At 39.2% G+C, this 23,142-nt stretch carries 19 protein-coding genes; 3 read left to right on the top strand and 16 right to left on the bottom strand.

Translation table 11 applies throughout. The annotated features are described in order from the left end of the window. Nucleotides 1-84: 84 nt before the first annotated feature. The 5 genes from csn2 to cas9 form a co-directional block, all read right to left on the bottom strand. Nucleotides 85-795, bottom strand: coding sequence for a type II-A CRISPR-associated protein Csn2 (csn2, locus tag AC27FM_RS06310; RefSeq protein ID WP_487086825.1), 711 nt, complete (start codon nucleotides 793-795; stop codon nucleotides 85-87). Further along, a complete protein-coding gene (gene cas2 / locus AC27FM_RS06305) occupies nucleotides 792-1,112 on the bottom strand; it encodes a CRISPR-associated endonuclease Cas2 (RefSeq protein ID WP_487086823.1) in 321 nt (106 codons plus the stop codon). The genes csn2 and cas2 overlap by 4 nt, the downstream gene beginning before the upstream one ends. Further along, nucleotides 1,102-1,572, bottom strand: coding sequence for a type II CRISPR-associated endonuclease Cas1 (gene cas1 / locus AC27FM_RS06300; protein WP_487086821.1), 471 nt, complete (start codon nucleotides 1,570-1,572; stop codon nucleotides 1,102-1,104). The genes cas2 and cas1 overlap by 11 nt, the downstream gene beginning before the upstream one ends. Next, nucleotides 1,569-1,979, bottom strand: coding sequence for a CRISPR-associated endonuclease Cas1 (locus AC27FM_RS06295; RefSeq protein WP_487086819.1), 411 nt, complete (start codon nucleotides 1,977-1,979; stop codon nucleotides 1,569-1,571). The genes cas1 and AC27FM_RS06295 overlap by 4 nt, the downstream gene beginning before the upstream one ends. Nucleotides 1,980-2,132: 153 nt before the next feature. Further along, nucleotides 2,133-6,194 carry a type II CRISPR RNA-guided endonuclease Cas9 gene (gene cas9, locus AC27FM_RS06290; protein ID WP_487086817.1) on the bottom strand — a complete coding sequence of 1,354 codons (4,062 nt, stop codon included), beginning with the start codon at nucleotides 6,192-6,194 and terminating at the stop codon, nucleotides 2,133-2,135. A 167-nt stretch (nucleotides 6,195-6,361) separates the two neighbouring features. On the opposite strand from cas9, the gene AC27FM_RS06285 reads away from it, so the two are divergent. Continuing rightward, nucleotides 6,362-6,919 carry a cysteine hydrolase family protein gene (locus AC27FM_RS06285; RefSeq protein ID WP_487086815.1) on the top strand — a complete coding sequence of 186 codons (558 nt, stop codon included), beginning with the start codon at nucleotides 6,362-6,364 and terminating at the stop codon, nucleotides 6,917-6,919. 34 nt (nucleotides 6,920-6,953) lie between these two features. Here AC27FM_RS06285 and AC27FM_RS06280 read toward each other — a convergent pair whose 3' ends face one another. The 7 genes from AC27FM_RS06280 to AC27FM_RS06250 form a co-directional block, all read right to left on the bottom strand. Next, the gene (locus AC27FM_RS06280) at nucleotides 6,954-8,984 is read right to left on the bottom strand and encodes a KUP/HAK/KT family potassium transporter (protein WP_487086899.1); all 2,031 of its coding nucleotides are present in this window, start codon (nucleotides 8,982-8,984) and stop codon (nucleotides 6,954-6,956) included. 31 nt (nucleotides 8,985-9,015) lie between these two features. Beyond that, on the bottom strand, nucleotides 9,016-9,783 hold the full coding sequence (locus AC27FM_RS06275) for a DUF1003 domain-containing protein (protein WP_487086813.1): 768 nt from the start codon (nucleotides 9,781-9,783) through the stop codon (nucleotides 9,016-9,018). A gap of 143 nt (nucleotides 9,784-9,926) precedes the next feature. After that, on the bottom strand, nucleotides 9,927-11,114 hold the full coding sequence (locus AC27FM_RS06270) for an NAD(P)/FAD-dependent oxidoreductase (protein WP_487086811.1): 1,188 nt from the start codon (nucleotides 11,112-11,114) through the stop codon (nucleotides 9,927-9,929). Nucleotides 11,115-11,201: 87 nt separating this feature from the next. Beyond that, a complete protein-coding gene (locus AC27FM_RS06265) occupies nucleotides 11,202-12,350 on the bottom strand; it encodes a cation:proton antiporter (RefSeq protein ID WP_487086809.1) in 1,149 nt (382 codons plus the stop codon). 8 nt (nucleotides 12,351-12,358) lie between these two features. Beyond that, a complete protein-coding gene (locus tag AC27FM_RS06260) occupies nucleotides 12,359-12,946 on the bottom strand; it encodes a TetR/AcrR family transcriptional regulator (protein WP_487086807.1) in 588 nt (195 codons plus the stop codon). A gap of 118 nt (nucleotides 12,947-13,064) precedes the next feature. After that, complete coding sequence (locus tag AC27FM_RS06255) at nucleotides 13,065-13,997, bottom strand: glycosyltransferase family 2 protein (RefSeq protein WP_487086805.1); 933 nt, start codon at nucleotides 13,995-13,997, stop codon at nucleotides 13,065-13,067. A 71-nt stretch (nucleotides 13,998-14,068) separates the two neighbouring features. Beyond that, nucleotides 14,069-16,009 carry a hypothetical protein gene (locus AC27FM_RS06250; protein WP_487086804.1) on the bottom strand — a complete coding sequence of 647 codons (1,941 nt, stop codon included), beginning with the start codon at nucleotides 16,007-16,009 and terminating at the stop codon, nucleotides 14,069-14,071. A gap of 137 nt (nucleotides 16,010-16,146) precedes the next feature. Here AC27FM_RS06250 and AC27FM_RS06245 point away from each other — a divergent pair, with 137 nt between their 5' ends. Beyond that, nucleotides 16,147-17,343 carry an acetate/propionate family kinase gene (locus AC27FM_RS06245; RefSeq protein ID WP_487086803.1) on the top strand — a complete coding sequence of 399 codons (1,197 nt, stop codon included), beginning with the start codon at nucleotides 16,147-16,149 and terminating at the stop codon, nucleotides 17,341-17,343. On the opposite strand, the gene AC27FM_RS06240 is transcribed toward AC27FM_RS06245, so the two are convergent. Continuing rightward, nucleotides 17,340-18,254: a 1,4-dihydroxy-2-naphthoate polyprenyltransferase gene (locus tag AC27FM_RS06240; RefSeq protein ID WP_487086801.1), complete on the bottom strand. Its 915-nt coding sequence runs from the start codon at nucleotides 18,252-18,254 to the stop codon at nucleotides 17,340-17,342. The genes AC27FM_RS06245 and AC27FM_RS06240 overlap by 4 nt on opposite strands. Before the next feature lie 82 nt (nucleotides 18,255-18,336). On the opposite strand from AC27FM_RS06240, the gene AC27FM_RS06235 reads away from it, so the two are divergent. Then, entirely contained in the window at nucleotides 18,337-19,308 is a 972-nt protein-coding gene (locus AC27FM_RS06235) for a polyprenyl synthetase family protein (protein ID WP_487086799.1), read from the top strand. A 37-nt stretch (nucleotides 19,309-19,345) separates the two neighbouring features. Here the strand turns inward: AC27FM_RS06235 and AC27FM_RS06230 are convergent, their stop codons facing one another. The 3 genes from AC27FM_RS06230 to cydD form a co-directional block, all read right to left on the bottom strand. Beyond that, nucleotides 19,346-19,555 (bottom strand): hypothetical protein, encoded by a 210-nt coding sequence (locus AC27FM_RS06230; RefSeq protein ID WP_487086797.1) that lies wholly within the window; start codon nucleotides 19,553-19,555, stop codon nucleotides 19,346-19,348. 115 nt (nucleotides 19,556-19,670) lie between these two features. Continuing rightward, nucleotides 19,671-21,410 carry a thiol reductant ABC exporter subunit CydC gene (gene cydC / locus AC27FM_RS06225; protein WP_487086795.1) on the bottom strand — a complete coding sequence of 580 codons (1,740 nt, stop codon included), beginning with the start codon at nucleotides 21,408-21,410 and terminating at the stop codon, nucleotides 19,671-19,673. Next, nucleotides 21,397-23,142 carry a thiol reductant ABC exporter subunit CydD gene (gene cydD, locus AC27FM_RS06220; protein ID WP_487086793.1) on the bottom strand — a complete coding sequence of 582 codons (1,746 nt, stop codon included), beginning with the start codon at nucleotides 23,140-23,142 and terminating at the stop codon, nucleotides 21,397-21,399. The genes cydC and cydD overlap by 14 nt, the downstream gene beginning before the upstream one ends.

Genomic DNA, 23,142 nt, shown 5'->3' with positions numbered 1-23,142 from the left:
ACATGAAATTAGCCAGCAATAAGCTCTTAATACAAACAGATAGCATAAATTAAGTATATCATGCATTATTATTTGTAATATAAGTTAATAATCAAATCGAACATGATCTTCATCTATCGAATAAGTTTGAAAATCGGCACGAGGATCCTTTAACGTCAATGGATACGATTCAAAACTCACCACAGATAATTCAAGTGATTTCAAGTAATCATTAACCTCACTTAACTGTTGAGGACTACATAAGCGTTCCAAATTATAAAATAAGACTAATTTTTTCTGACTAAATTCTGAATAAAACCTAATAATTGATTGAAGTTTATCATAATAGTTATCCCAATTATCAGCATCTAATTGTAAACCCTTAGATTTCAACAGTTTTGTCAAATCAGACATTAGATTGTATTCAAAATCTACTTCGTAATTTATCACAGAGTCAAAAACCAATTCGTTAATTTGTTGGTTTATCTTTTCGATTTTATCCTTATTGATAATCTTGGTATCTTCAATGATTTTTTCAAAAACTAACTTGGAATTACTAGTAGAATTGATTTCAAAGCTAGGTAGGTCACCAACCATAGCTATTTGTTTCAACGATGATTTCAAATCGATATCTTCACCCATGAAGAAATGAATGATCTGGTCCACATCGTCTAGAAAAGTTTCATGGTGTTTTAATTGATTGATCCTAAACATCAAAGAGGAGAATTCTTCCTTACATTGGATGTTCAAAAACGTCAGACCATAATCAATTTCAAAAGGTTCATAAGGGTAGATGGTTATAGTTGCAGGAATCATATGACCACCAACCTTTCGAATTTTTTCTGCGGTTCATTACTCTGACTTCCGCAAATGAATTTCATGGATGTATATTGTTTTTCAGTGATAGTAAGAGCTTGAATCAGCCCTTTGTGTGGTGCGTAGAGACTGATCTTGTTTATCAAAAAGTTAGCTGCCGTTTTGTCGATCAGCAGACAGGAATAGATCGATTCTTGATCCATTGAAAAGCCATCTTTCTTGAGTTTTTTTAAAAACTGCCGATAATTTCTCCGGTCTTGTGATGTTAAAGTAGGTAAGTCGAACATAATTATCAAACGCATTGCTCTACACCTCATCTTTGAATTCCACCTTAGCTAAAGATAGCTTCCTGGCATCTAAGAACTTAAAACAATTTTGTACGTGCTGGTTGATGGCATTTTTTAAAATATAATTCTTCTCGTTATAAACGATTTCTTTTTCTAGTACGGCTAGTATTTCTAATTTCGTTGCCTCGTCGAAGTCAGCATCTTGATTTTCGATCACGATCTGGTCGACGAATTGGCGAAAGGGTTCCATCAGATCACTAGAAAGGTTGAAGTCGTTTTGGTTACTGTGATGGTGGATGCCCAATTGAGTCAGATAACCTTGAGCAATGATCTCTTGATTGACAGATGACAAGAGTATCGTGTAGCCATAGTTCAGCATCTTATTGATATTATCTTCCTTGTTGCCACGAGAGAAATCACTGCCAAAAAGCTCAGTAAAGTAATGCATGGCAACGACCGCTTCACGATTAGTTCGATCATTATCTTTCATGTCGTGGAATATTTCGGTGACCTTGGCCGTATCCAACTGTTGTTTTTTAAAAGCATGATTTGATTTTCAATTTTGTTAGTAACTATATTCGTCCATAAAAGTTCTTTTTTAGGAATAGACCAAGAGAATTGGGTATTAATATTCTGATTTCGACTGACGTTAGAATAATAGCCATTTAATTCAGCACAAGGATTGTGGTCATTGTCACAAAATATTATTTTGATATCAGCTTCTATTAGCTTAGTAATCAGATAACCAGTAATGACTGACTGTGTCGTTGCGACGACGATACAGTTGATATGGTGAAAGGGTATTTCAGTAATATTATTGGTAGTCTGTATTAATAGATGATTAGATTTATAAGATAATTTTGATTTAGAAGTTACATAGACCGTTTCCCATCCCATTAATGTTCTCCTTTTAATTGCATTTTATTAAGTAGTGACTTATAATGAACTTGTTCTAACTACATGGAATGACGTACTAAGTTAAAATCAACATTTATGTTACCTAGTCTTAATTGACTGCCTCCGCGCGGAGGCTTTTTTTTTGCCCTTTTTTTAGTCAATGTGGATTCTAGTCTCGAAGAGTCCGGTTGGTGATTGGTAGATCAAATCAGCGTTTGATAATTCCACGCCATTATTCTTTTGCATACGGCCAAATCTGGTAGATGAAATATTACCGAAATTTTTTAAATTGGCAGTTTCGGAAGTTGCTCTGGTTAACTTAAGTAATTCTTCAAGTACCTTCACTTTGTCGGGGATGGATAGTCCCGTGAATTCATCTTGGTTATCACTGAGGATCATTAACTCTTTTGAGTATAAAGGATAATATTTATCCAGATGTTTTAATATATTACTATAAATATGGTCTAAGAAATTTGGATCGAAATAACTAAGTATCAATCTATAATTTTCGACACTTTTACGGTCAAGTAATGACAAGAGTGCGACTTCATCAAATGGTAAGAATAATTGTTGCGCGTTAGCGATTTCTTTACCTGATTGTAAGGTGATTTTACCCATACTTTCACTATTAACCAGTTGGTTGAGCGGTATTTTATCTTTCAGTACTTTGAGCGATTTACTTTTTGGATACTTCTCCTGTAAATATTGCAATAGATCGATATTACCAGCATCTATTTCTTTAGCAATTCTTACAGGAATGTTATTAGTTTTGTTTTTACCATCTAGCTCAAATAAAGCTGCATAGGCAGTAACATCACCACTATATCCACCATAAATAAGAGTATCACGGTCTTTTTTCAGCGCGATAAGTTTGGTCTTAGTTTTACTATATATTGTTTGATCGTAAAGCATGCCATCATTAACGATGGTTTTTTTAGTAATATTGTATTGCTTATAAGTGAAGGCTTTGCGGATGCTGTCTTTTATCTTTTGGTCCCAAATGATTTCTCCATTCTTATCAGTTTGGACTTTACCATTGAACATTGAACCTATGATGAAACCGTTACTAGCATATTTAGGTATCTTTCCATTCTTTTTCCGTGTCTCTTTTTTCAAATCCTCAAAGAATTTGGAATAGGCATCAAAAATCAATCTGCTACTATCCTTTGGATATTTCTTGAGTTGATACATACCTACGATAGTAGCAATGTAGGCATCCTGAGCGTGATGTGTATCATTTACGTTTCTATTTTTAACAAACTCCGGGTATTGATAGTGATAAGTTTCCTCGTTGAAGTTACTGAATGCTTTTCGGAAGCCCGTGCCTAAGCCAGCACGAGTTTCTATTATCCTTGTATCGTGATAGATCAATCCTAAAATACTGGCGACATTTTTAACCACCTGTGAAGTCTGTACTAATTGCCGATTAATGAAATGTTCTTTTTGCTTCTTAGAAACATGGGTTCTAGTTAGATTAGCGAATTTCTTGGGACCCATTAAACCAGCTTCTTTGAGATATTTCCAACGTTCGAGATTGTTCTTAATAATATCTTCAGATAATAGTAAGTCATCCGCTTTTCTTTGATTTTCTCCCATCTTTACTAAGGCTCTATTCTCAAGGGAATTGTCTTTGATATAGGACTGTGGCAAAATATGATCGACTTGATATTTAGTGCCAAATATTTGATTGATATCTAATTCAGAATCACTATACAAACTCTTGCCCATTTGTGAGAAGTAAAGCATGAGTCGGTCGTTGGACAAGAAGTTTTTATTTTCTTTCAACATATCCTTTAATTCCTTGCTAGGGTAGATTCTAGTCTTTAATTCAGGGCTTAATTGTTTAGCGATTTTTTCAAGCTCTTTATATTTCTTATCCAACTGGTGATATCTGGTCTGAGAAACATTGCTATCTTGATCCTCACGAGTGAACTCGATAAATATATATTTGGGATCTTGTTTCATGACGGAGACGATGTCTTGAACTATGGCAAGGGATTGCCAAACTCCGCGTTTCAACGCGGGAGATAGATGAAGGTCATCGATCAAATCCTTTTTGTTTCTTTGACTACTATTAGCATCAGAATATTCTTCGATTTGAGATTCAAAGGTATATTTGTCACCGTGTAAAACTTCCATGAAATTACTATTGGTCAACCACATTAAATCTAGGATAGAACGACTGGCAGGTTGATGCTCATTTTCCATCTTTACATCAGTAGTCAATTCAGTAAGTAATTTTTTGGATAAGCGGCCCCATCCTCGATAACGAATAGCTGATAATTTTTCGATCTGCTTGTCAGTATAGAGTCCAGATGATGTCAACTTTAACTTCAATATTTTTTTATCTTCGAAAATAGTTTGCCATTCGATGATTTCTTCCAGTTGTTCTTGATTTTTAACGTCATCTACGAACTTCTGCCCGAAAATAGACACTAGTTTGCGATAACTGGAGAGGCTGGATAGAAACTTTGATTTATCTGCGAGACCCTTTATTTCCGGTGCTGAGTAATAGCTATTTTTTATCAGCCAATTTTTAAGTAGGGTGGTTGAGACATTGACGTGGGTTTTAAATAATTCATTGAAAATAGCTTGTTTGGTTGAAACTTCCAGACGTTGGCCGGGTTTGTTATCTTCTTCCGCACTAGTAATTCTAATATTGTTCAGTTCATTGATAACTTCATATCTCTGATAAATAAGACTATTTTTGGGAATTACAGGTTCTCCCACCAAAAAAGGATCGGTTCCCGTCATCCGCTTAATAAAATTGTTTGAAGATTGTTCTCGATCGACTTTTTCATCAAAGTTCCATGGTCGGATTTTACCTGCAGATTTTCTAATCATCCAAGCAAATTTGCTCTTGTCCTGGCTTTGTAATGGTCCGACATAATAGGGAATACGAAAGTTTACTAGTGAGAGAATCTTATCTCTGTCTTGTTTCAAAAATGGATAATATTTTTCTTGATTGTTCAATATTTGGATCAATTCGCTCTCGTTCAATTGATAGGGAATAACTCCATTGTCGGGAGTGCGCTGTTTGAGTAGATATTTTTTTAGCTCGATTTTTATCAGGGCGTTTTTGGCATCAATATTTTCTTTTTTTCCTAGATACTTTTGAAGCTTTTTATAAAAATCTTCTTGGTTATATTTACCAACATTAATATATTTGTCATATGATTCTCTAGCGTCCTTAACAGCTGTTCGATCAGGGTCATCTCGCCAGATTTTTTTAAGTTTTTGTAGATCATCGTGATGTTCTTGATATTTCTTAACTTGGGCAAAACTTAAATATTCCTCGTTATCGAGTATGTCATGCAAGATGATGACACTGTAAATAGAGCGAGCAAATAAAATAAGATTAAGTTGTTCTTCACTTAAATATTCCTCAATGTCCATTAAATCAGACTCAATGGTTTTATCAGATAATGATATTTTCACTTCGTCGATTTCGTCTAATGAAAATAATTTAACTAGGTCGGATTTGTTGCCCGCTAGTAAATTAAATAATTGAGTATATATCTTTTTGGTATTTTTGTCAGGCTTCAATAAATCAAGGATATTTTTTGTTTTTGTTGAAGGATTCAGGTCATCATCAAGCAGGATCTTACTGATGCTAGAAAAATCGGCATCTTCTGGTAAGTTGATTCCGAATTCTGCCAGCAAGTTATTTAATTCAAGTAAGTTATTATCGAATCCAGCGCTGATTTTGGAAACATCGAATTTTTGATTTTCTTTCACGAAATTACCACGATATTTAACAATATTATGAATAGCTAAATAAATTAATCTTATATCTTGTTTTTGAGGATTTTCGATAAGTTCTTTTCTTAGATGGAAAATTGTCGGAAATTTATTATAATAATCAACATCATTGAAGTCTTGTTCAATGAATAAGTTGTATTGATCCCGCTTTCTAGTAGTGTCATCTTTGGATACCCAAGAATGTTTCATACGATTTAAAAATCCTGGATCCACTTGAAATAGGGCCTCTGAAAATATCGCGTCTAACCAATTCAAACGGTTGCGACGACGTCGATATCTCCGTCGGGTTGAACGATTCAATCGTCGATTTTCAGCCGTTTCTGCATCTTTGAAGAGTCTAACCCCCCACAGGTTCTTATGTTTTTTTTGTAGTAAGTTATAATTTTCGTCTGTGACTGCCCAGCCTACGGAATTAGTACCGATATCTAAACCTATATTATATGTTTCATTCATGATTATTCCTCCAATCTATTATGTTCCTACAGTACTACATTTTTTTAATATCATTTACTTTATAAATATAAGTGTAAGCGTTTATATGGAATTTTTCAAACAATATTTGACACACACCCAAAAACCATTAATAATCTAAGTAACAAATAAGAAAGTAGGGGATAGACATGGCATCACATGAAGCTTTACTTATTATTGATTATACGAACGATTTTGTAGCAGACAAGGGAGCACTTACTTGCGGCAAGCCAGGGCAGGAGATTGAGCCTAACATCATCAAATTAGCTGAAAATATGCGTAAGGCTGATGACTGTGTCTGGTTACCAACGGATCTGCATATCCCCTTTGACCAATATCACCCTGAGTCGAAGCTCTTTCCAGCTCACAACGTCAAGGACACTTGGGGCAGAGAGTTATATGGTGAGTTGAAACCTTGGTATGAGAAGCATATTGGTGAGAGCAACATCAAACAATTCAGTAAGATGCGTTACAGTGCTTTCGCAGGAACAGATCTAGACCTTAGATTACGCGAACGTGATGTTGATACGCTCCACTTAGCGGGTGTCTGTACGGATATCTGTGTCTTGCATACGGCGATCGACGCATACAACTTGAATTACAAGCTAGTGATCCACAGTTCATGTGTCGCATCGTTCAATCCGGCTGGTCACGATTGGGCTATGGAACATTTTGAAAAGGTCTTAGGCGCTAAGATCGTTAAATAGACGTTTCCAAAAAAAGGAACTAGGATATTATTTTTTATCCCAGTTCCTTTTTTGTCGTGTTTTTAACTTTTTTCTGAATCAAACAATCATCGTGGTGTATACCTAGAAAGAGTGGGACTTTTTCTTCGGTCACATCACTGAATTCTAATCCATACCAGAGAGCTGGCGGTAAGGTGATATTTTGGAGTAAGATTCGTCCGCCGATCAAGAATCTATCCCAACCATTCATATACTCCTGAGCGCCGAGATCTTGGAACTGTTCATTCAAAATGATAAATTTGAACGATCCCACACGACGGTCCGGCATCATCGAGTAGTCAGGTGTCTGTGGATCGATGATCTGATCGTTCAACAGTTCATTGACGATCTGGCGAATATAGATATTAACGTGTTGCGATTTCTTGAATCCCAGATTCAATTGAACATCAACGACATTGCGTGTGTGCATCATATCGACCTTATAGTTACATTCATACGGTTTGTCGGTTTGATTGACGGTAATGAACCAATAAACTTTGGCACGCTTTGGTTCTTGATCGAGAATTGAGTAAATAATCGTCCGTTTGATCGAGTAATCGTCGTTGACGCGATTCAAGAAGACGAGGTTGGTGGCGAATAGGGGCACGCTAGTATCTTTACTGAGTTTTTCCAGTTGCGGTATATAAGCTAATAATGAGACTGATTGGCTCTCGTCTAAGTGTGCATCGCGGCACTTATTACCGAAGTACCAGACGACCATGATCATCAGGATGAGTGTGGTGATGATGACGGTGATATAGCCACCGTGGACGAATTTCGTCAAACTAGAAATAAAGAATAACATCTCTAATGCAAAGAAAAAGCTGACAAAAATCAATGCACCGATCCGATGTTTTTTCATGATCAAAAATTGATGTAATAAAATAGTCGTCATCAGCATGGTCAAGGTTATTGCTAGCCCGTAGGCGGCTTCCATATGTTCAGAAGTGCGAAACCCCCAGACGATACTGATAGTCACTAGGCACAGGAGCCAGTTGACCGATCCGATGTAGAGTTGGCTCTTACTGTCGCCGGGGAATTTGACCCGCAATCGTGGCAGTATCTTGAGTCCGATGGCTTCTTGAACCAGTGTATAGGAACCAGTGATAAGTGCTTGTGAAGCGATGATAGCTGCCATAGTAGCGATGATGATTGCGAAAACTTTGAGTTGTCCCGGTAACATTTCATAAAATGGATTGACGGTATTGAGGTTCATATACTGGCTGTCCAAGTAATATTTCATCACCCAAGCTCCTTGTCCTAGGTAATTGAGCATCAACATCGTGTAGACAAAAGGCCATGTACCGTAAATATTGTACTTGCCGACTTGTCCCATATCGGAGTAGAGAGCCTCAGCTCCAGTGGTAGCCAAAAAGACGCTACCTAAAATAAAGATGCCCACGTGATTGACGGGGCTGTAAAGAATCTTTATTGCATAGAGTGGGGAGAGGGCGCGCAAAATGGTCCAATCGCTTGTGAGATTGATCAGCCCCATGATGCCGATAAAACTAAACCAGATCAACATGATTGGTCCAAATGACTTACCGATCTTTTCAGTACCGAATTTTTGAATCACAAAAATAGTCATCAAGATGATAGTCACCATCACCAAGATTATCCCTTGATCGTTAGGCAAGACTAGTGCGCCGATCGACTGCCCTTTGAGGCCTTCCATCGCTGAAGTAACAGTTACTGCTGGTGTCAGTGTTCCATCTGCTAAGAGCGCTGAGCCACCGATCAAGGCAGGGATCAGTAACCATTTTTTAGCACGCACTAAAGCAAACAAGGCGAAGATACCACCTTCATTGTGATTATCAGCTTTCATGGCGATACCGACATATTTGATAGTCGTTATCAGCATCAAAGTCCAAAAAATCAGAGAAATACTCCCGATAATGTATTCAGGAACGGCTTGTTTCATTTTGCCAGCATCGTTGATGATGGCGTTCATAACGTACAGTGGTGAGGTACCTATATCACCGTAGACTATTCCCAAGGTTATCAGCATACCTAGTTTTGAAAATGAGGATGTCGTTTCTTTCATAATCTGATCCTCCTAAAATAGCGTTAATTTCAAATCAAAGGTTTTTTTTCTGATGCCGTAAGTGTTCAGGATTGATTTGTTTCTTTTTTTCTTTTTCGATCGAATGAATCTCGTTTTCCAATTCGCTCAAAACTTCTACTTGCATCTTTTGAATATCGAGCAAATGAGGCCATTGGACTTCATTCATCTGGTCGATTTTTTTGTGGAGCATGCTGATCTCCATCTCAGACTTACTATTAGTCCGATAATCGTTTTCAGCATCGAAACGATCACGTTCAGCTTGGCGATTTTGACTCATCATGATGATCGGTGCTTGGATCGCCGCAATACAGCTGAGGAATAAATTCAATAAAATAAAAGGATAGGGATCAAAATTGACACCAAATAAGTGGGTGACATTTATCGCCATCCAAGCTATCAAGATGATGATAAAGGCGATGATAAAACCCCAACTACCACCGAATTTAGCCACGGCGTCAGATAGTTTTTGCCCCTTGGTCATCTTGCCATGGATAGTATCGTTCAAGTTACGAATGACATAAGTATTCTTAGCTAATTCTTTTTCTAAGTTGTCGTTCATTTGGCGGTCTATCTCCAGATCATGGTCGATGACTTCTTGCATTCGCTGTAGCCGAATTATCTGTAAATCCTTCAAGCAGACGAAACTGGACTCACGCGCAAAGCTGTTTTTTGTTTTGATCTTTGCTTGCAGTGAGGAATTCAAATCTCTTAAAAAAAGTCCTTCGGTCAGTGAAAATCGATTTTGACAAATAATGCAACGTTGCGTTTTTTTGATTGACATTATTCACCTCCATATTTACCGAAGATACTAATATGAATCTATTAGATATACAATTTAAAGACACTAAAATTGTTATAAGAATACCGATCGTCTATGAATAGTGTACAAAAAAAGACCTCGAATTGAGGTCTTGATTGGGAAGTTTAAATAGTACCCTTCTTGAAGGCAGTCTTGAGACCAGCTACTTCCATCAAACTTCTGTCGCCTGAGAGATGTTTGAGTAGTGAGGCAGTGTGACCTTTGAACTTGTAACCTTTGCTTAATATTTCAGCGATACCGTGGTTTTGACCAAGGGATGCGATCGTACCTAGTGAATTGTAGACGAACGGTACTAATTCTTTGCCATTCAAAGCGGCACCGATATTAGTAGCTACTGACACACCTTCAGCTGATGCTAGTTGTCCAGTAGTTGGTAGTGGACGCTCTGCACCTTCAGGGATCATTGCTGAATCGTCACCGATGAAGAATGCTTCAGGATGATCTTCAAGGTTGAGGAATGATGTCGTCATAACACGGTTTCTTCTAGCTTCGATCCCAGATTCCTTGATAACATCACTACCACTGACACCAACAGTCCAAAGAATCGTGCTTCCTTCGACTTTCTTCTCAGTGTCACCATCCATGTAGACAACGGCCTTTGGTTCGATCTTAGTGATCTTAGCGCCTGTTAGGAGCTTGATACCGTTCTTTTCAAGGTATGAAACGGCATAGCTAGCTAGACCTTCGTCAAACATTGGTAAGATATGAGTTGCCATTTCTAGACAAGTAACTTTGATCTCAGGAACGCCATATTTTGCTTTCAAAATCTTAACAGTATCAACTAATTCCCCAAGAATTTCGATACCAGTGAATCCAGCACCACAGACCACAATACTCAAGTCAGCTGGGTCTTGTGATTCTTTGTAGTTAGCGATATTTTGATTCATAGTTTTATATATATTTTGAGCTGTTTCTAAATCTTGGAGGATGAGGGCGTTATCGCTAGCACCTTCGAGGCCAAAGTCTTCAGAGCGGAAGCCAAGAGCTACGACAACATAATCATAAGTAATATCATCGTGATCCTCAAATCTAACAGTCTTATTATCGAGATCAAGGTCCTTAACTGTCGCTTGAATGAAGTTGACGTTTGAAGGGAGAACTGAACGAATATCAAAACTAACAGCATCTGCTCTTGTTGTTCCCGCTGCGATCATGTGTAGTCCAGTTTTTTCAACGTGTAATTCGTTTTTATCTACTAAGTCGATTTGTGTTCCCGCTGGTGTTGTTTTGGCAAGGTCACGAGCGGCCGTTAACCCACCGTATCCAGCGCCTAATACTAAAATATGTGCCATAATAACCTTCTCCTTCATATAATTGATTAAAAAATTGTTTACGCTATCATTATATATCTTTTTATCAAACAAGTGCTACTGATAAGATTATATAGGGTTTTTACTAATAGAGTGTTTCAAGAAAAACGGTGCTAAAATCGTTATCAAAATAATACTGATAATAACTGATGAATAATATTCCTCTGATAATAGATGAACGCTGAAACCTACTTGAGCCACGATCAAAGCCATTTCACCACGAGATATCATCCCTGAGCCTATCACGTATGAGTCCTTCATGTCGAATCCTGAGATCCGTGCTCCGAAGCCAGCTCCGATAAGTTTGCCAATGATACCAGTGATGGTGAAGAGTAAGATCAACCAGAAGTCTTTGATGAGACTGTCGAATTCCAAATTAAGTCCAATACTGATAAAGAAGACGGGAATGAAGACGGTGTAACCGATGATCTCGATATTACGATTGATCTTAGTATTGTAGTTCTTGGAATTAGAGATAGCAATCCCAGCTACGAAGGCTCCTAGGACGGAATCTAGCTGTGCCCAGTCAGCGAAGTAGGCGAACAAGAGACAGACTACTAGAGCAGTGATGGTCGGTGCGTGAGTCGCGTCGAGGTATTCTGCTAAGTGCATCATCCCCGGAATGAGCCAGCGATAGGAGATGTATGTGATGACCATGAAGAGGATCCAGAGAGCTATTAAGAGCCAGATTTTTTTCATTGAGAAGTGTCCCGTCAAAGTTCCAGACATGACACTCAAGATGGAGATGGCCAAAATATCATCTGCGACTGCCGCACCTAAGATGACAGTTCCAGAAGTACTCGATAAGTAACTAAGGCTCTTCAAGACTTCGACCGAGATCGAGACGGAAGTAGCCGCGAAGACGACGGAAATGAAGATACTCTCACGCAAGTTGATGCCGAAGATTAGTGACGTGAGAAGTGTCAAGGCAACTGGGAGAATAACCCCGAAGATCGCTACGGTAATGCTAGGTCCTAGGTGCTTACGCAATAGCTTTAAGTCACTTTCTAGACCAGCCAAAAACATCAACAAGATGACGCCGATGTCAGCGAATAATTCCAGTTCGTGTGTAGATTGAACGATGTTCAACAGGCCACGTCCTAGGACGACCCCCAAGATCAGCTGTCCGATGACAGCCGGGAGATTCATTTTGTTGAAAATATGACTAACTATCAGAGTTAGGAAGAGCATCAGTGCTAGCAGGGTTATAAATTCCATTAGTTCTCCTATTCTTTTTTGATACCGTGAATAAAAATCTTGATCATGGTATTAAGATTAGCGATATTACGTTTGCGGCGAGCTTCGCTGTACTCGATATATGGAACTAGCATCGTCAAAAAAGTTCCTACTTGAACAGGAATTGATAGATCAGATCGTAGTTCATCTTTGTGCGCCTGGAAGATATTGAAGAGAACTTTATAATATCCACCGTCCCAATTTTTACTGATTTCTTTTTTTTCTTCGTCATTGAAGACCGTGTCTAAGTCGTGTCTCAGCATGAAGAAATTGAGCTTGAAATTTTCGACCATAAAAATTGAGATAGTCGTCAACATCTCGTCAAAGGGTAGATCCTTATTACGATTATATTCATCGTAGAGTTTTTCACTGAAACCACCGACTTCGTGTTCGATTGCCTTGGCATAGAGCACTTTTTTATTCTTGTAGTAATGATACATATTGGGTTGAGTGATGTTGAGTTCTTGAGCAATCTTTCTGGTAGATGTAGCTTGGTATCCTTGGGATAAGAAGTCTTTAGCGGCTACTCGTAAGATCGCGTTCTTAGTGTTCTCCGCTTGTTTATCACGTGAATTCATTTTTTTATCCGTCCTCATGTTCGTTGTTTCTATTATATCCCAATCTAACGTAGTTTTTGGGGTCATTTATCAATTGATAAGAAAATATTTTCCTAAAAAAATAAAGACCTGGAGGTCTTTACTTCTTTTCTCTAATAATATAAATCGGACGTTTTTTTACTTCTAAAAATATCTTGCCGATATATTCGCCCAATATCCCGATACTGAGCAACTGAATCCCACCGATCAACAAGATGATCGAGACCATGGAGGCCCAACCTGTAACGCTACTGAGGGGGTAGATCAACTTGCGAATGATGATCCCGATGATGGCAATCACGGAGATACCTGAGAACAATATCCCCATCCAAGTGGCAAACATCAGTGGTCGTTCGGTGAAGTCGATGATCCCAGTGATTGCGTATTTGAGCAACTTCCAGAAGTTCCATGAAGTCGTACCAGCGACACGTTCACGGTTCTTGTAAGGGATGTACTTAGTTCGGAAGCCAACCCAGCTGAAGATACCCTTAGAGAAGCGATTGTATTCTGTCATAGAAAGGATGGCATCGACCATTTGGCGAGTCATCAGGCGATAGTCTCTGGCCCCAGGGATGATCTTCGTCTGTGACATTTTGTTGATAACACCGTAAAAAGCATTGGAGAAGAAGGAAATAATCGGATTCTCACCTTCGCGATCCATTCTCGCGGTACCGACGCAATCATAGTCGTCTGACTCTAAGAGGTCGAACATCTCGTCCAGCATCTCAGGTGGGTCTTGTAGATCCACGTCCATAACGGCGGTATAATCACCAGTTACAGCGTTGAGACCAGCATAAAGGGCAGCTTCTTTACCGAAGTTTCTTGAGAAAGAAATATAGTGGACCTCGTCAGGATGAGCTTTTTGTAACGCCTTTAATACAGGGTAAGTTTTATCCTTTGAGCCGTCATCTACGAACCAGTATTCAATTTGAAATTTATTGCTGTTGTTTTTTACCTTAGTCATAGCGTCATAATACAAATTGATCGTTTCTTCTTCGTTATAACAGGGCACAATTATGGATATGGTTTTCATATTCTTATTCACTTTCCTAAACTTAATCCAAAAAAAAGTACTCAAACAGATGAGTACCCGTCATGGTTCTATTATATTTCTAGTGATTCAGGTAATGCAAGGTTGCTACTGTTGGAAGTTCTGATAACACTGACGCTGATGTCACGGTGTGTCTCGCTTTCGACAGCATGCAGGTCTTTGCTAAATTGAACTAAGATATTGGCGATGTCAGTATCTTTGTCGAGTGCTTTGATGACGTTGTCAATATTTTCAGAGACACTTTGGATAAGTGGGATAGTTTGATCACTATTCAAATCGTTCTTTTTGACGATCAATTGATAGAGTTGATCGTCTTGGCTACCGACGAAGATAGCATTTTGAGTATCAGGTGAGATGCTCTCAAGCCACCATGAGATGAGCTCTTCTTTGGTATTGAAGTCGTGTTCTAGTAAGCCATTCTTATCGAATAGTTGATAGCTAGTTGGTTTGTCTTCTTCGAAGATGATCGTTAGGACGATCGAACCGTCGGTGCGATAGAAGTTTTGTTCAGTCAGAACTTTTTCTTTGTTGAAGTTTTGGACTGAAGACAATTGACCAGCGGCGTTATAAATATTGGCTTTGACCACTTGATCGTTCTTGTAGTAATTGATACGGTCGATTCTCTTGTCGTCATTGGTATTGTCATATTCAACAGTCATCAATAGAGTGTTGTTTTGGTCATAAATAACGGTGTCGTGTGACTTAACGTCAGTTCTAGTTACCCAGTCTTCATTGGCAGGGATAGCAACTGTCTTATCAGTTGGATTAGGACTAGCTTGTAGTTGGTCAAATAAGCTAACGACGTTAGGAATATGGACTTTTGATTCTCTAGCGTTGTGGTCGACTAATTCGTTCAAGTGATTATTGTAAAAAGTCGAAACTAGAGTAACTGGTTTTTGTAGTTTAGTTTCCAGTAGGGTGACCATATCGAAGACGTCACGTTGTTGTGATTCTGTCTCGAAGGAGTTGGCTGTCACGTAGTAATCCTTATCTTTGTCCAAGTAAACATCACGTACTAAATAAGCAGAATGGAAGACGTCCTTGATGTATTTTTCAAGGTAATCGATCTTACCGTTGACTTCGTCCAACTCAGATTCGATCTTTTTACGTTCTTCATCGAGACTTTGAAGATGTCTCTCTAAACCGGCTTTAGTTTCGATACGATAGTTGCGGTCGTTTTTGATCTTGTCTTCGATTTGATTGACCTTAGACTTCAACATGTCGATGTTAGAGCTAGTGTCGTTGATGTTGTTATTGACTTGGTCGAGTTCTTTTTGAAGATCGTCGATCGTTGACTTGATGTCGGCGATATTAGCTTGAATGACTTCACGCTCTTTGTAAAGTTTGTCGATCGAGTTCTTCTGTTCCTCCATCAAGACCATCATCTTTTGAAGATCTTTTTCTTCTTTGATCGATGAAGACATGTCTGTTTCAGCTTGCTCGTTCTTCGTCAATTCATCTTGAGCATTGCTTAATTTGGATTGGTTATCAGAGATTTGGTCTGACAAGTCTTGTTGTTGTGACTTGAACTTGTTCAGCAATTCATTTTGTTCTTTTTGGTCAGCATGAACTCCAGCTAGGCGTTCTGTCTCGGCATCGTCATTTTGTGCCTTAACGTCAGCTAGCTTCTCACTTGATTCTTTTTGATCACGTTTCAAAGTATTCAAATAATTATCGAGTGTTTCTTTCTTGGTCTCATGCTCATCTTTTTCGGAGAACAAATTGGTCTTCAGATCATTACGTAATTGTGCGTAATGATGTGAAAGTTGATCCATTTGTTCTTCAATACTGATACGTTTGTCATGAGTTGTAACTGGAAGTTGTTCTTTTTGGTCGGTTTTTTCTTCAACAACTTCATTTTTTACATCATTATTTTGATTTTTTTCGTCAACCGTTGCATCCTCTTGAGGTGCCTTGGAGGAAGCGCTATCAGTACTTGGAGTACTTTTCTCCGGCTCTGAATCTATTTTGCGTAGCATATCTAAAAATTTCACGAATGAATTCCCCCAACAATTGACTTATAATAGTTACTAAAGAGTAGCATTTTTTTAAAGTGGTGTAAAGTTGTTACAAAGCCTACCAGCGACCACTTGAGCTAAATGTTAACATCAAAAATAAGGGAGATTTGTATATGAAGATAATGGCCATAAATGCGGGGAGCTCAACTTTGAAATGGAAGCTGTTCGAAATGCCTGAAAAAAAGACGATCGCATCAGGTATGATCGACCGTCTAGGCTCACCAAAATCAGTATTTAAACTTAAATATAATGGTGAAAAGTTTGAACATGAGGAAGCAATCGAATCCAACGAGATTGCTGTCTTGTCAGTTCTTGATGCGTTAAAAGATAAAAATATCATCGAAAAATTCGAAGATATCGTAGCTTTCGGTCATCGTGTCGTAGCCGGTGGTGAAGAGTTTAAGAAGTCTGAAATCGTGACTGAAGAAAACTTAGATAAGATTCTTCAATTATCAGAGTACGCTCCATTGCACAATAAAGTTGAAGCTTACTACATTGACGTCTTCAAAAAATTAGTTCCAAAGGCTATTCAAGTAGCTGTCTTTGACACGTCATTTTTTGCGGATATTCCAGAAGTTAACTACCTGTATAGTGTCGATCTCAATGACTATAAAGAATTCAAGGCTCGCCGTTACGGTGCTCACGGTACTAGTCACCGTTATATCGCCCAACGTCTGAACGAATTAGTTGACGGTGGAATCGATGATAAGAACGTTATCGTTATGCACCTTGGTAGTGGCGCTTCGATCAGTGCGATCAAGCAAGGAAAAGCCTTTGATATTTCAATGGGATTCACTCCACTAGCTGGTATTACGATGAGCACTAGAAGTGGTGATATTGATGTTTCGATCTTGCCATACTTGATGAAGAAGTTAGATTTGACAGATATGGACGACATGATCGAGATCTTGAATCACAAGTCTGGTTTGTTGGGTATCTCTGGTATTTCTGCTGATATGCGTGATATCGAAGCAGTTCAAGATACAAATGAACGTGCCAAGTTAGCCTTAGATATTTTCCGCAATCGAATCATCAAATTCGTCGGTTCATATATCGCAGAAATGGGCGGAATCGACGTCTTAGCATTCACCGCTGGTGTCGGCGAAAATTCTCCTGAGGTACGTGAAGACATCTTGAATGCCTTTGGTTACCTAGGCGTAAAAGTAGATACAGATAAGAACAAGTTACGTGGAAAAGAAGTTCGTATCACGACTGATGATTCAAAAGTTGCAGCATATACCGTGCCAACCGATGAAGAATTGATGATCGCACAAGATACTTATGGATTTGCACAATTACTCAATAACTAGAAGTTGAGCAAAACACCGATGAAGAAGGTCACTACTTCCGTCAGGGTTATCAAGAGTAAGTTTTTGATGATGAACGGGAAGGTCTTTTTCTTGATCGGTTCACTGCAAAAGGCTTTAGTATTTTTGTAAACAATTGGTGTGATCAAGAAGGTCAAAAGCATCATCTTAGGTAAGAGACCAATAATAACAGAACAGGTCAAGGCTAAGTATCCCAAGACGTAGAATGATTTCAAAATGAAAATAGCGTTGTCTCTACCTAGATAGTAGACGATAGTTTTGCGACCGAGAGTCTTATCTTCATCTTCGTCCGCAATGTTATTAGCTAATAATAAGTTTGAGATCGAGAAGACGGTCAGTAAGGATGATAATAAAATATCACCGTAGAACTTGAAATCTAACATGACGGCTGGTGAATCAAAGACGTTGATGTAGATGGCGATCAGATAGATGACAAAGCCCATTGTGAAACCAGAAAAGAATTCACCGAGTGGCCCGCGATTGATCGGGTGGGGTCCACCGGCATAAAAAAAGCCGACGGCAAAAGAGAACAGTCCCATAAATAATAGGGGTAGCCCAGTTCGGTAGACGATGAAGATGCCAATGATCGCTGCGATGGCGGTGAAAGCAAAGTCGATCCAACCGATCAGATGGATATTTAGATGATTGACTCCGATAACGTTGGTGTTCCTGCGAAAACTCTCCGCTCCAGTAGCGTTTTTATAGTCCCAATAGTTGTCATTGATATCGACGGCCATGTTGAATAAGAACATGGCGATGAAGAATAAAATTAAATCAAGAGCATTAATAGACTGCCAGTGATAGTATGAATACAATGTTCCCATCAAAAAGGGAAATACACTGGCAGTTTTTGCTTTTATTTCAACTAATTCAAAAAATACAGACGGTTTCACAAAATCATTCCTTTGGATTTGATAAACTATATTATAGAATTAGTTTAAGCTACACTACAAGTAATAGGGTGAGAGGGATTTCATGGCGCATTCAATTTGGAAGGGTTACCCGAAGATTGATCACAAATTAGATCAAACGACGGAGTTTATTCACAAGAGTATCAAAATTAGAAATACAGAAATAAGTCAGATGATCATTGATTTAACTTCAGGTGGAAAGATGCTGCGGCCAGCTTTCTTTTTACTGTTCAGTGCCTTTGGACCTGAGAAGAGACCGGATGAAGAGCTAATACCACTAGCGTCTTCATTGGAATTATTACATGTCGCCACCTTGATCCATGATGATGTGATCGATGATTCGCCGTTACGACGAGGACGTCCGACCATTCATACGCGTTATGGAAAACGTAACGCTATCTATGCAGGAGATTACTTGTTTACTTTGTATTTTGAGATGATCTCAAGGTATTCTTCGGAACAGAAAAATATCTTGATAAATGCTCTCAGTATGAAAAAGATCTTAATTGGGGAATTAGATCAAATGTTGATCAATTACAACGTTGACGCGACTGCAAAAATGTACATTCGCGAAGTCAGTGGTAAGACGGCAGAATTATTCAGCTTGAGTACTGAGATGGGTGCTATTTTGAGTGGCGCGGATACCAAGTTAGTCAGATTGAGTAAGAATATCGGCCATGACATTGGTATGTCTTTCCAGATCATTGACGATATTTTAGATTTTGGTGACAGTCAAACCACGGGTAAGCCAAACTTTGAAGACTTGAGAAATGGTGTCTACACGCTACCGTATATTCTCGGTTTGCAGGCCAAGGACCAACGGCTAGTGACGATCTTATCCGGTAGTGATATCAGCAATGATGACATTCAGCGTGCGGCTGATATCGTTGAGAATAACGGTTATCTAGATGCTGCCAAAAATATCGCTAGAACGTATAATCGTCATGCCTTGCATCGCATCAGCCTGTTGCCTGATGGTAAGAACAAGATAGTTTTGCAAAAAGTCGTAAAGAAGTTATTAGACCGTATCAAATAAGAAGGAATCTTTATCGTTATAACGATAAAGATTCCTTCTATTTTTTATATTTATTTTGTAGTTTATCTAAGTTCTTTTTATAGGTCGTCTTCTTGTTAGATTTAATGACCAAGTAAGTTGCCACAAACATGAAAATCCCTAGTGAGAAGATGTCTAATGAGGGATTATTCGAGTACAACATTCTAAACCAAATGACGGCTGCTGTGACGATAGCCAAAAGGACTAAATAATTTATCAATTTAAACATTTTGATCACCCCAATGCATTATTTTGGGGAAATAATACTGCCTCAATTACAAATTGGCAACGATAGGAATCGATAAATTGTAAAAAAAATAACGCCAAGCTTGGCGTTATTAGGTTTATAGACCTTGGTCCATTTTGTATAGTTCTTTGAAGTGATCGTTTGTTTGGTATAGTTCATGTGGAGAACCTTGCATCTCGATCTCTTCAGAATTTATGAAGATGACGTGATCGACATGATCGATACCTTGTAGATGATGAGTTACCCAGATGATAGTCTTATCTTTCAAGACTGTGAAGAAGGTCGACAAGAGGTCATTTTCGGTGATGGGATCGAGTCCGACAGTTGGTTCGTCTAATAAGACGACGGGAGCATCTTGTAACAAGATTCTAGCTAAAGCTAGACGTTCCTGTTCACCACCGGAGAAGTTAGAACCATTCTCACCCACTAGGGTATTGTATTTGTCAGGCAGTGATTCGATCAGGTCTTTTAATCCGACTTTTTCAAGGGCATTTTTGACTTCAGAATCACTCGTGTTTTCGTTACCTAAACGGACGTTATTCATAATACTCGTATTGAACAAGAATGGTTTTTGATTCAAGACTGAAAAGATTTGTTCGCGGTGCTCCTGAATCGCTTGAACATCGTGTCCATTGACGGTGATGCTTCCTTTTTGTGGCTGCAGATCACCTAGGATCAATTGAAGGATCGTAGTTTTACCGATACCACTAGGTCCTAATAAAGCGACCTTTTGTCCGCTCTGAATAGTTTGAGTGAAGTTCTTGATCAAGACTGGTGAATCAGTATCATACTCGAAGTCGATATTTTTGATCTCGATCTTGGAGAAGCCTGCTGGATCTAGTTCGACTTGGTCAGGCAAATTATTCTCAACCGGTTTGAGTGTATTCAAGCGCACGATCGAGTCACGATACTCAGGCCACTCCTCGTATCCTTGACTAACGGGAATGAAGGTCTCGGATAGTGGGAAGAGACATAGTACGACAGCAGATACGAAATTGGCTTGTTCTTGTCCGTTTGTCATCGTTAGGTTGGTGAAGACGATGAAGCAGATGGCGATCCCGGCAAAGATCAACTGTAAAAATAAATCACGATTGCGTCGGAATGACTTGGACTTGTCTTTAGAAACGTTCAACTCAGTGATATTTTTGGCAGATAAATCCTTGAAGTCTGCTTGACGACCAGAAATGATCCAGTCATCAGCTCCTAAGATATTGTCGGTAAGATTCGTATACAGATCAGCTTTGATCTGCTTTTGGCGCTCACGACGAGCACTCTCGATCGCAACCGATGCTAGTGGTACGATCAAAACTTCGACAGCTAATAATAAGAAGACGAAGAAACCAAAGGCTGGATTATAAATGCCTAGGACGAGTGAGCCGATGATCGCCAATAAATACGAAATGACAGTTGGAAATACGGTTCTTAAATAGAGATTTTGTAAGTGACTGATGTCTTCCGAAAGCAAGCCCATGATGTCACCAGTCTTGTGGTGTTCATTCAAGAAGGCGGCGTCACTCTCAAGGGTGGTGTATAGTCGTGTTCGCAAATTAGAAGTCACTCGGAGGACCCAATTGTGACTCTTGAGTCGTTCGATATACTTGAACGTTGGACGACCGATACCGAAGGCACGGGTCAGTAGGATGGGAATATATATCAATAAAATATTGACTGGATGAGTTGCCGCCTTATCGATCGTATAACCAGAGGTGAACATCAGTGCTGAGGCACAGATCGAAGTTACCAAACCTAACAGTAAAACGGTGATCAATAGGCCCTTGTATTGCTTGATATAAGGTTTGACCCAAGTGTCGTCTTTAAAGGTTTTAAAGAAGTTCATTTTGATCACCTCGCATATTAGAGATTAATTGCTCGTAGGCACCGTTATGAGAGGCTAATTCTTCCGGTGTACCTTGTTCGGCAATTTGGCCGTTATTCATAACTATCACGTAATCCATTTCCTTGATCCAGTGTAGCCGGTGAGTAGCGAAAATGACTAGGTGATTTTTGAATAATTCTTCCATGGGTTTTTTTAGTGAAGATTCAGTTTCAATATCCAAATGAGCTGTTGGTTCGTCAAAAATCAAGATGTGACGATCACTGGCTAAGAAGGCACGCGCCAACATGATACGTTGCTGTTGACCACCAGAGATACCACGCCCACCTTCCCCAATTATCGTTTGATAACCGAGTGAGAGACTACTGATAAAATCGGTTAGACCGGCTTTTTTAGCGGCTTCCTCAATCTGACCTTCAGTTGATTCTGGTGCGTAGAAGGCGATGTTTTCAGCAATCGTACCAGCGAATAAATATGGGGATTGCGGTAAAAAGGTCAGTTCGTTTTGCCAAGCACGTTGTTTGAAGTGTTTGACGGAGGTGTTATTTATCGTTATAACGCCACTGTCAGGTGTCAAAAATCCACCTAAGGCCCGAATCAGAGTGGTCTTACCAGAACCAGACTTACCGATGACACCGATGTTGGTATAACCCGATAATTTTAGCCGGTCAATGTCCAAACTGGAATCAGCATTAGTTTGATCGCGGGTGTAATTGAAGACTAGGTTTTTGATATCAACTTCGGAATCCTTGTCCCAAGTGACATGTTCCAATTCTTCTTCAGTAGCCGTGTCTTTGAATTCTAGAATCTCAAAGATAGCGTTGAGCGCATTTTTACCATTCAAAGTAGCGTGATAATCACTGGAGAAGTCACGGAGTGGCAAGAAATATTCTGGAGCTAGGATCAAAGTTACCAAAGCGGGAAAGAGCGAGAAACTGTTCTCGATCAGACCTAAGCCTAAGAAGACCGCTAAAATGGCAATTCCAAGCGTTGTGAGCCAGTCCAAAGCGAAAGTCGATAGAATGGCAATCCGCAGAGTATTCATCGTACGCCGCCGATATTCGTCACTGACGGTATAAATATTTTTGGCGTAGCGCTTACTCAAGCCTAGCATCTTCAACGTTGGTAAGCCTCTCAACGCATCTAAGAAATGGTTGGAGAGAATAGTGTATTGATGGTACTGTGCGTCCGCTCTAGCTTGTGCGGCTAATCCCAAGATGATCATGAATAAGATAACTAGGGGCACGATGACGGTAAGAGTGATCCCGGAGGCTAAGTTTTGCATGTAGATATAAACTAGCAGGACTGGCGGGATAATGGACATGTTCATCAGTTTAGTAAAGATCAGTTTGAAATAATTTTCGATCAAGTCGATACCGTCTAAGGCCGAATTTACCAGGCTACCAGTACCCTCAGCAGAAATCATCGCTGGTCCCGATGAGTATACTTTATCGAGTAGGCGGGAACGGACTTCTTCTGAAGTGTTTTCGGCATAATTTTCGACGATGTTGCTATTTATCCAATTGAGACAATGACGGATGAGAAAGGCTACTGCAAATAAGGTCATCGGCTGGATAATCGTTTGGAGAGATTTTTGTTCCCACGAATTTACTAGTGCTTCTGCTAAGAACTTACCTTGGAATAAGATAGCAAATGCTTGCAAGAGGGTTAGTCCTGCAAGCATTATGAATAGTTTCTTTGTTCCTGGTAAGCTAAATAACCGCTTATCAATCAT

The sequence above is a fragment of the Companilactobacillus sp. y65-5 genome (assembly GCF_057541095.1).
The sequence above is the reverse complement of the archived record's forward strand: the minus strand, read 5'-3'. Positions and strand labels throughout refer to the sequence as shown.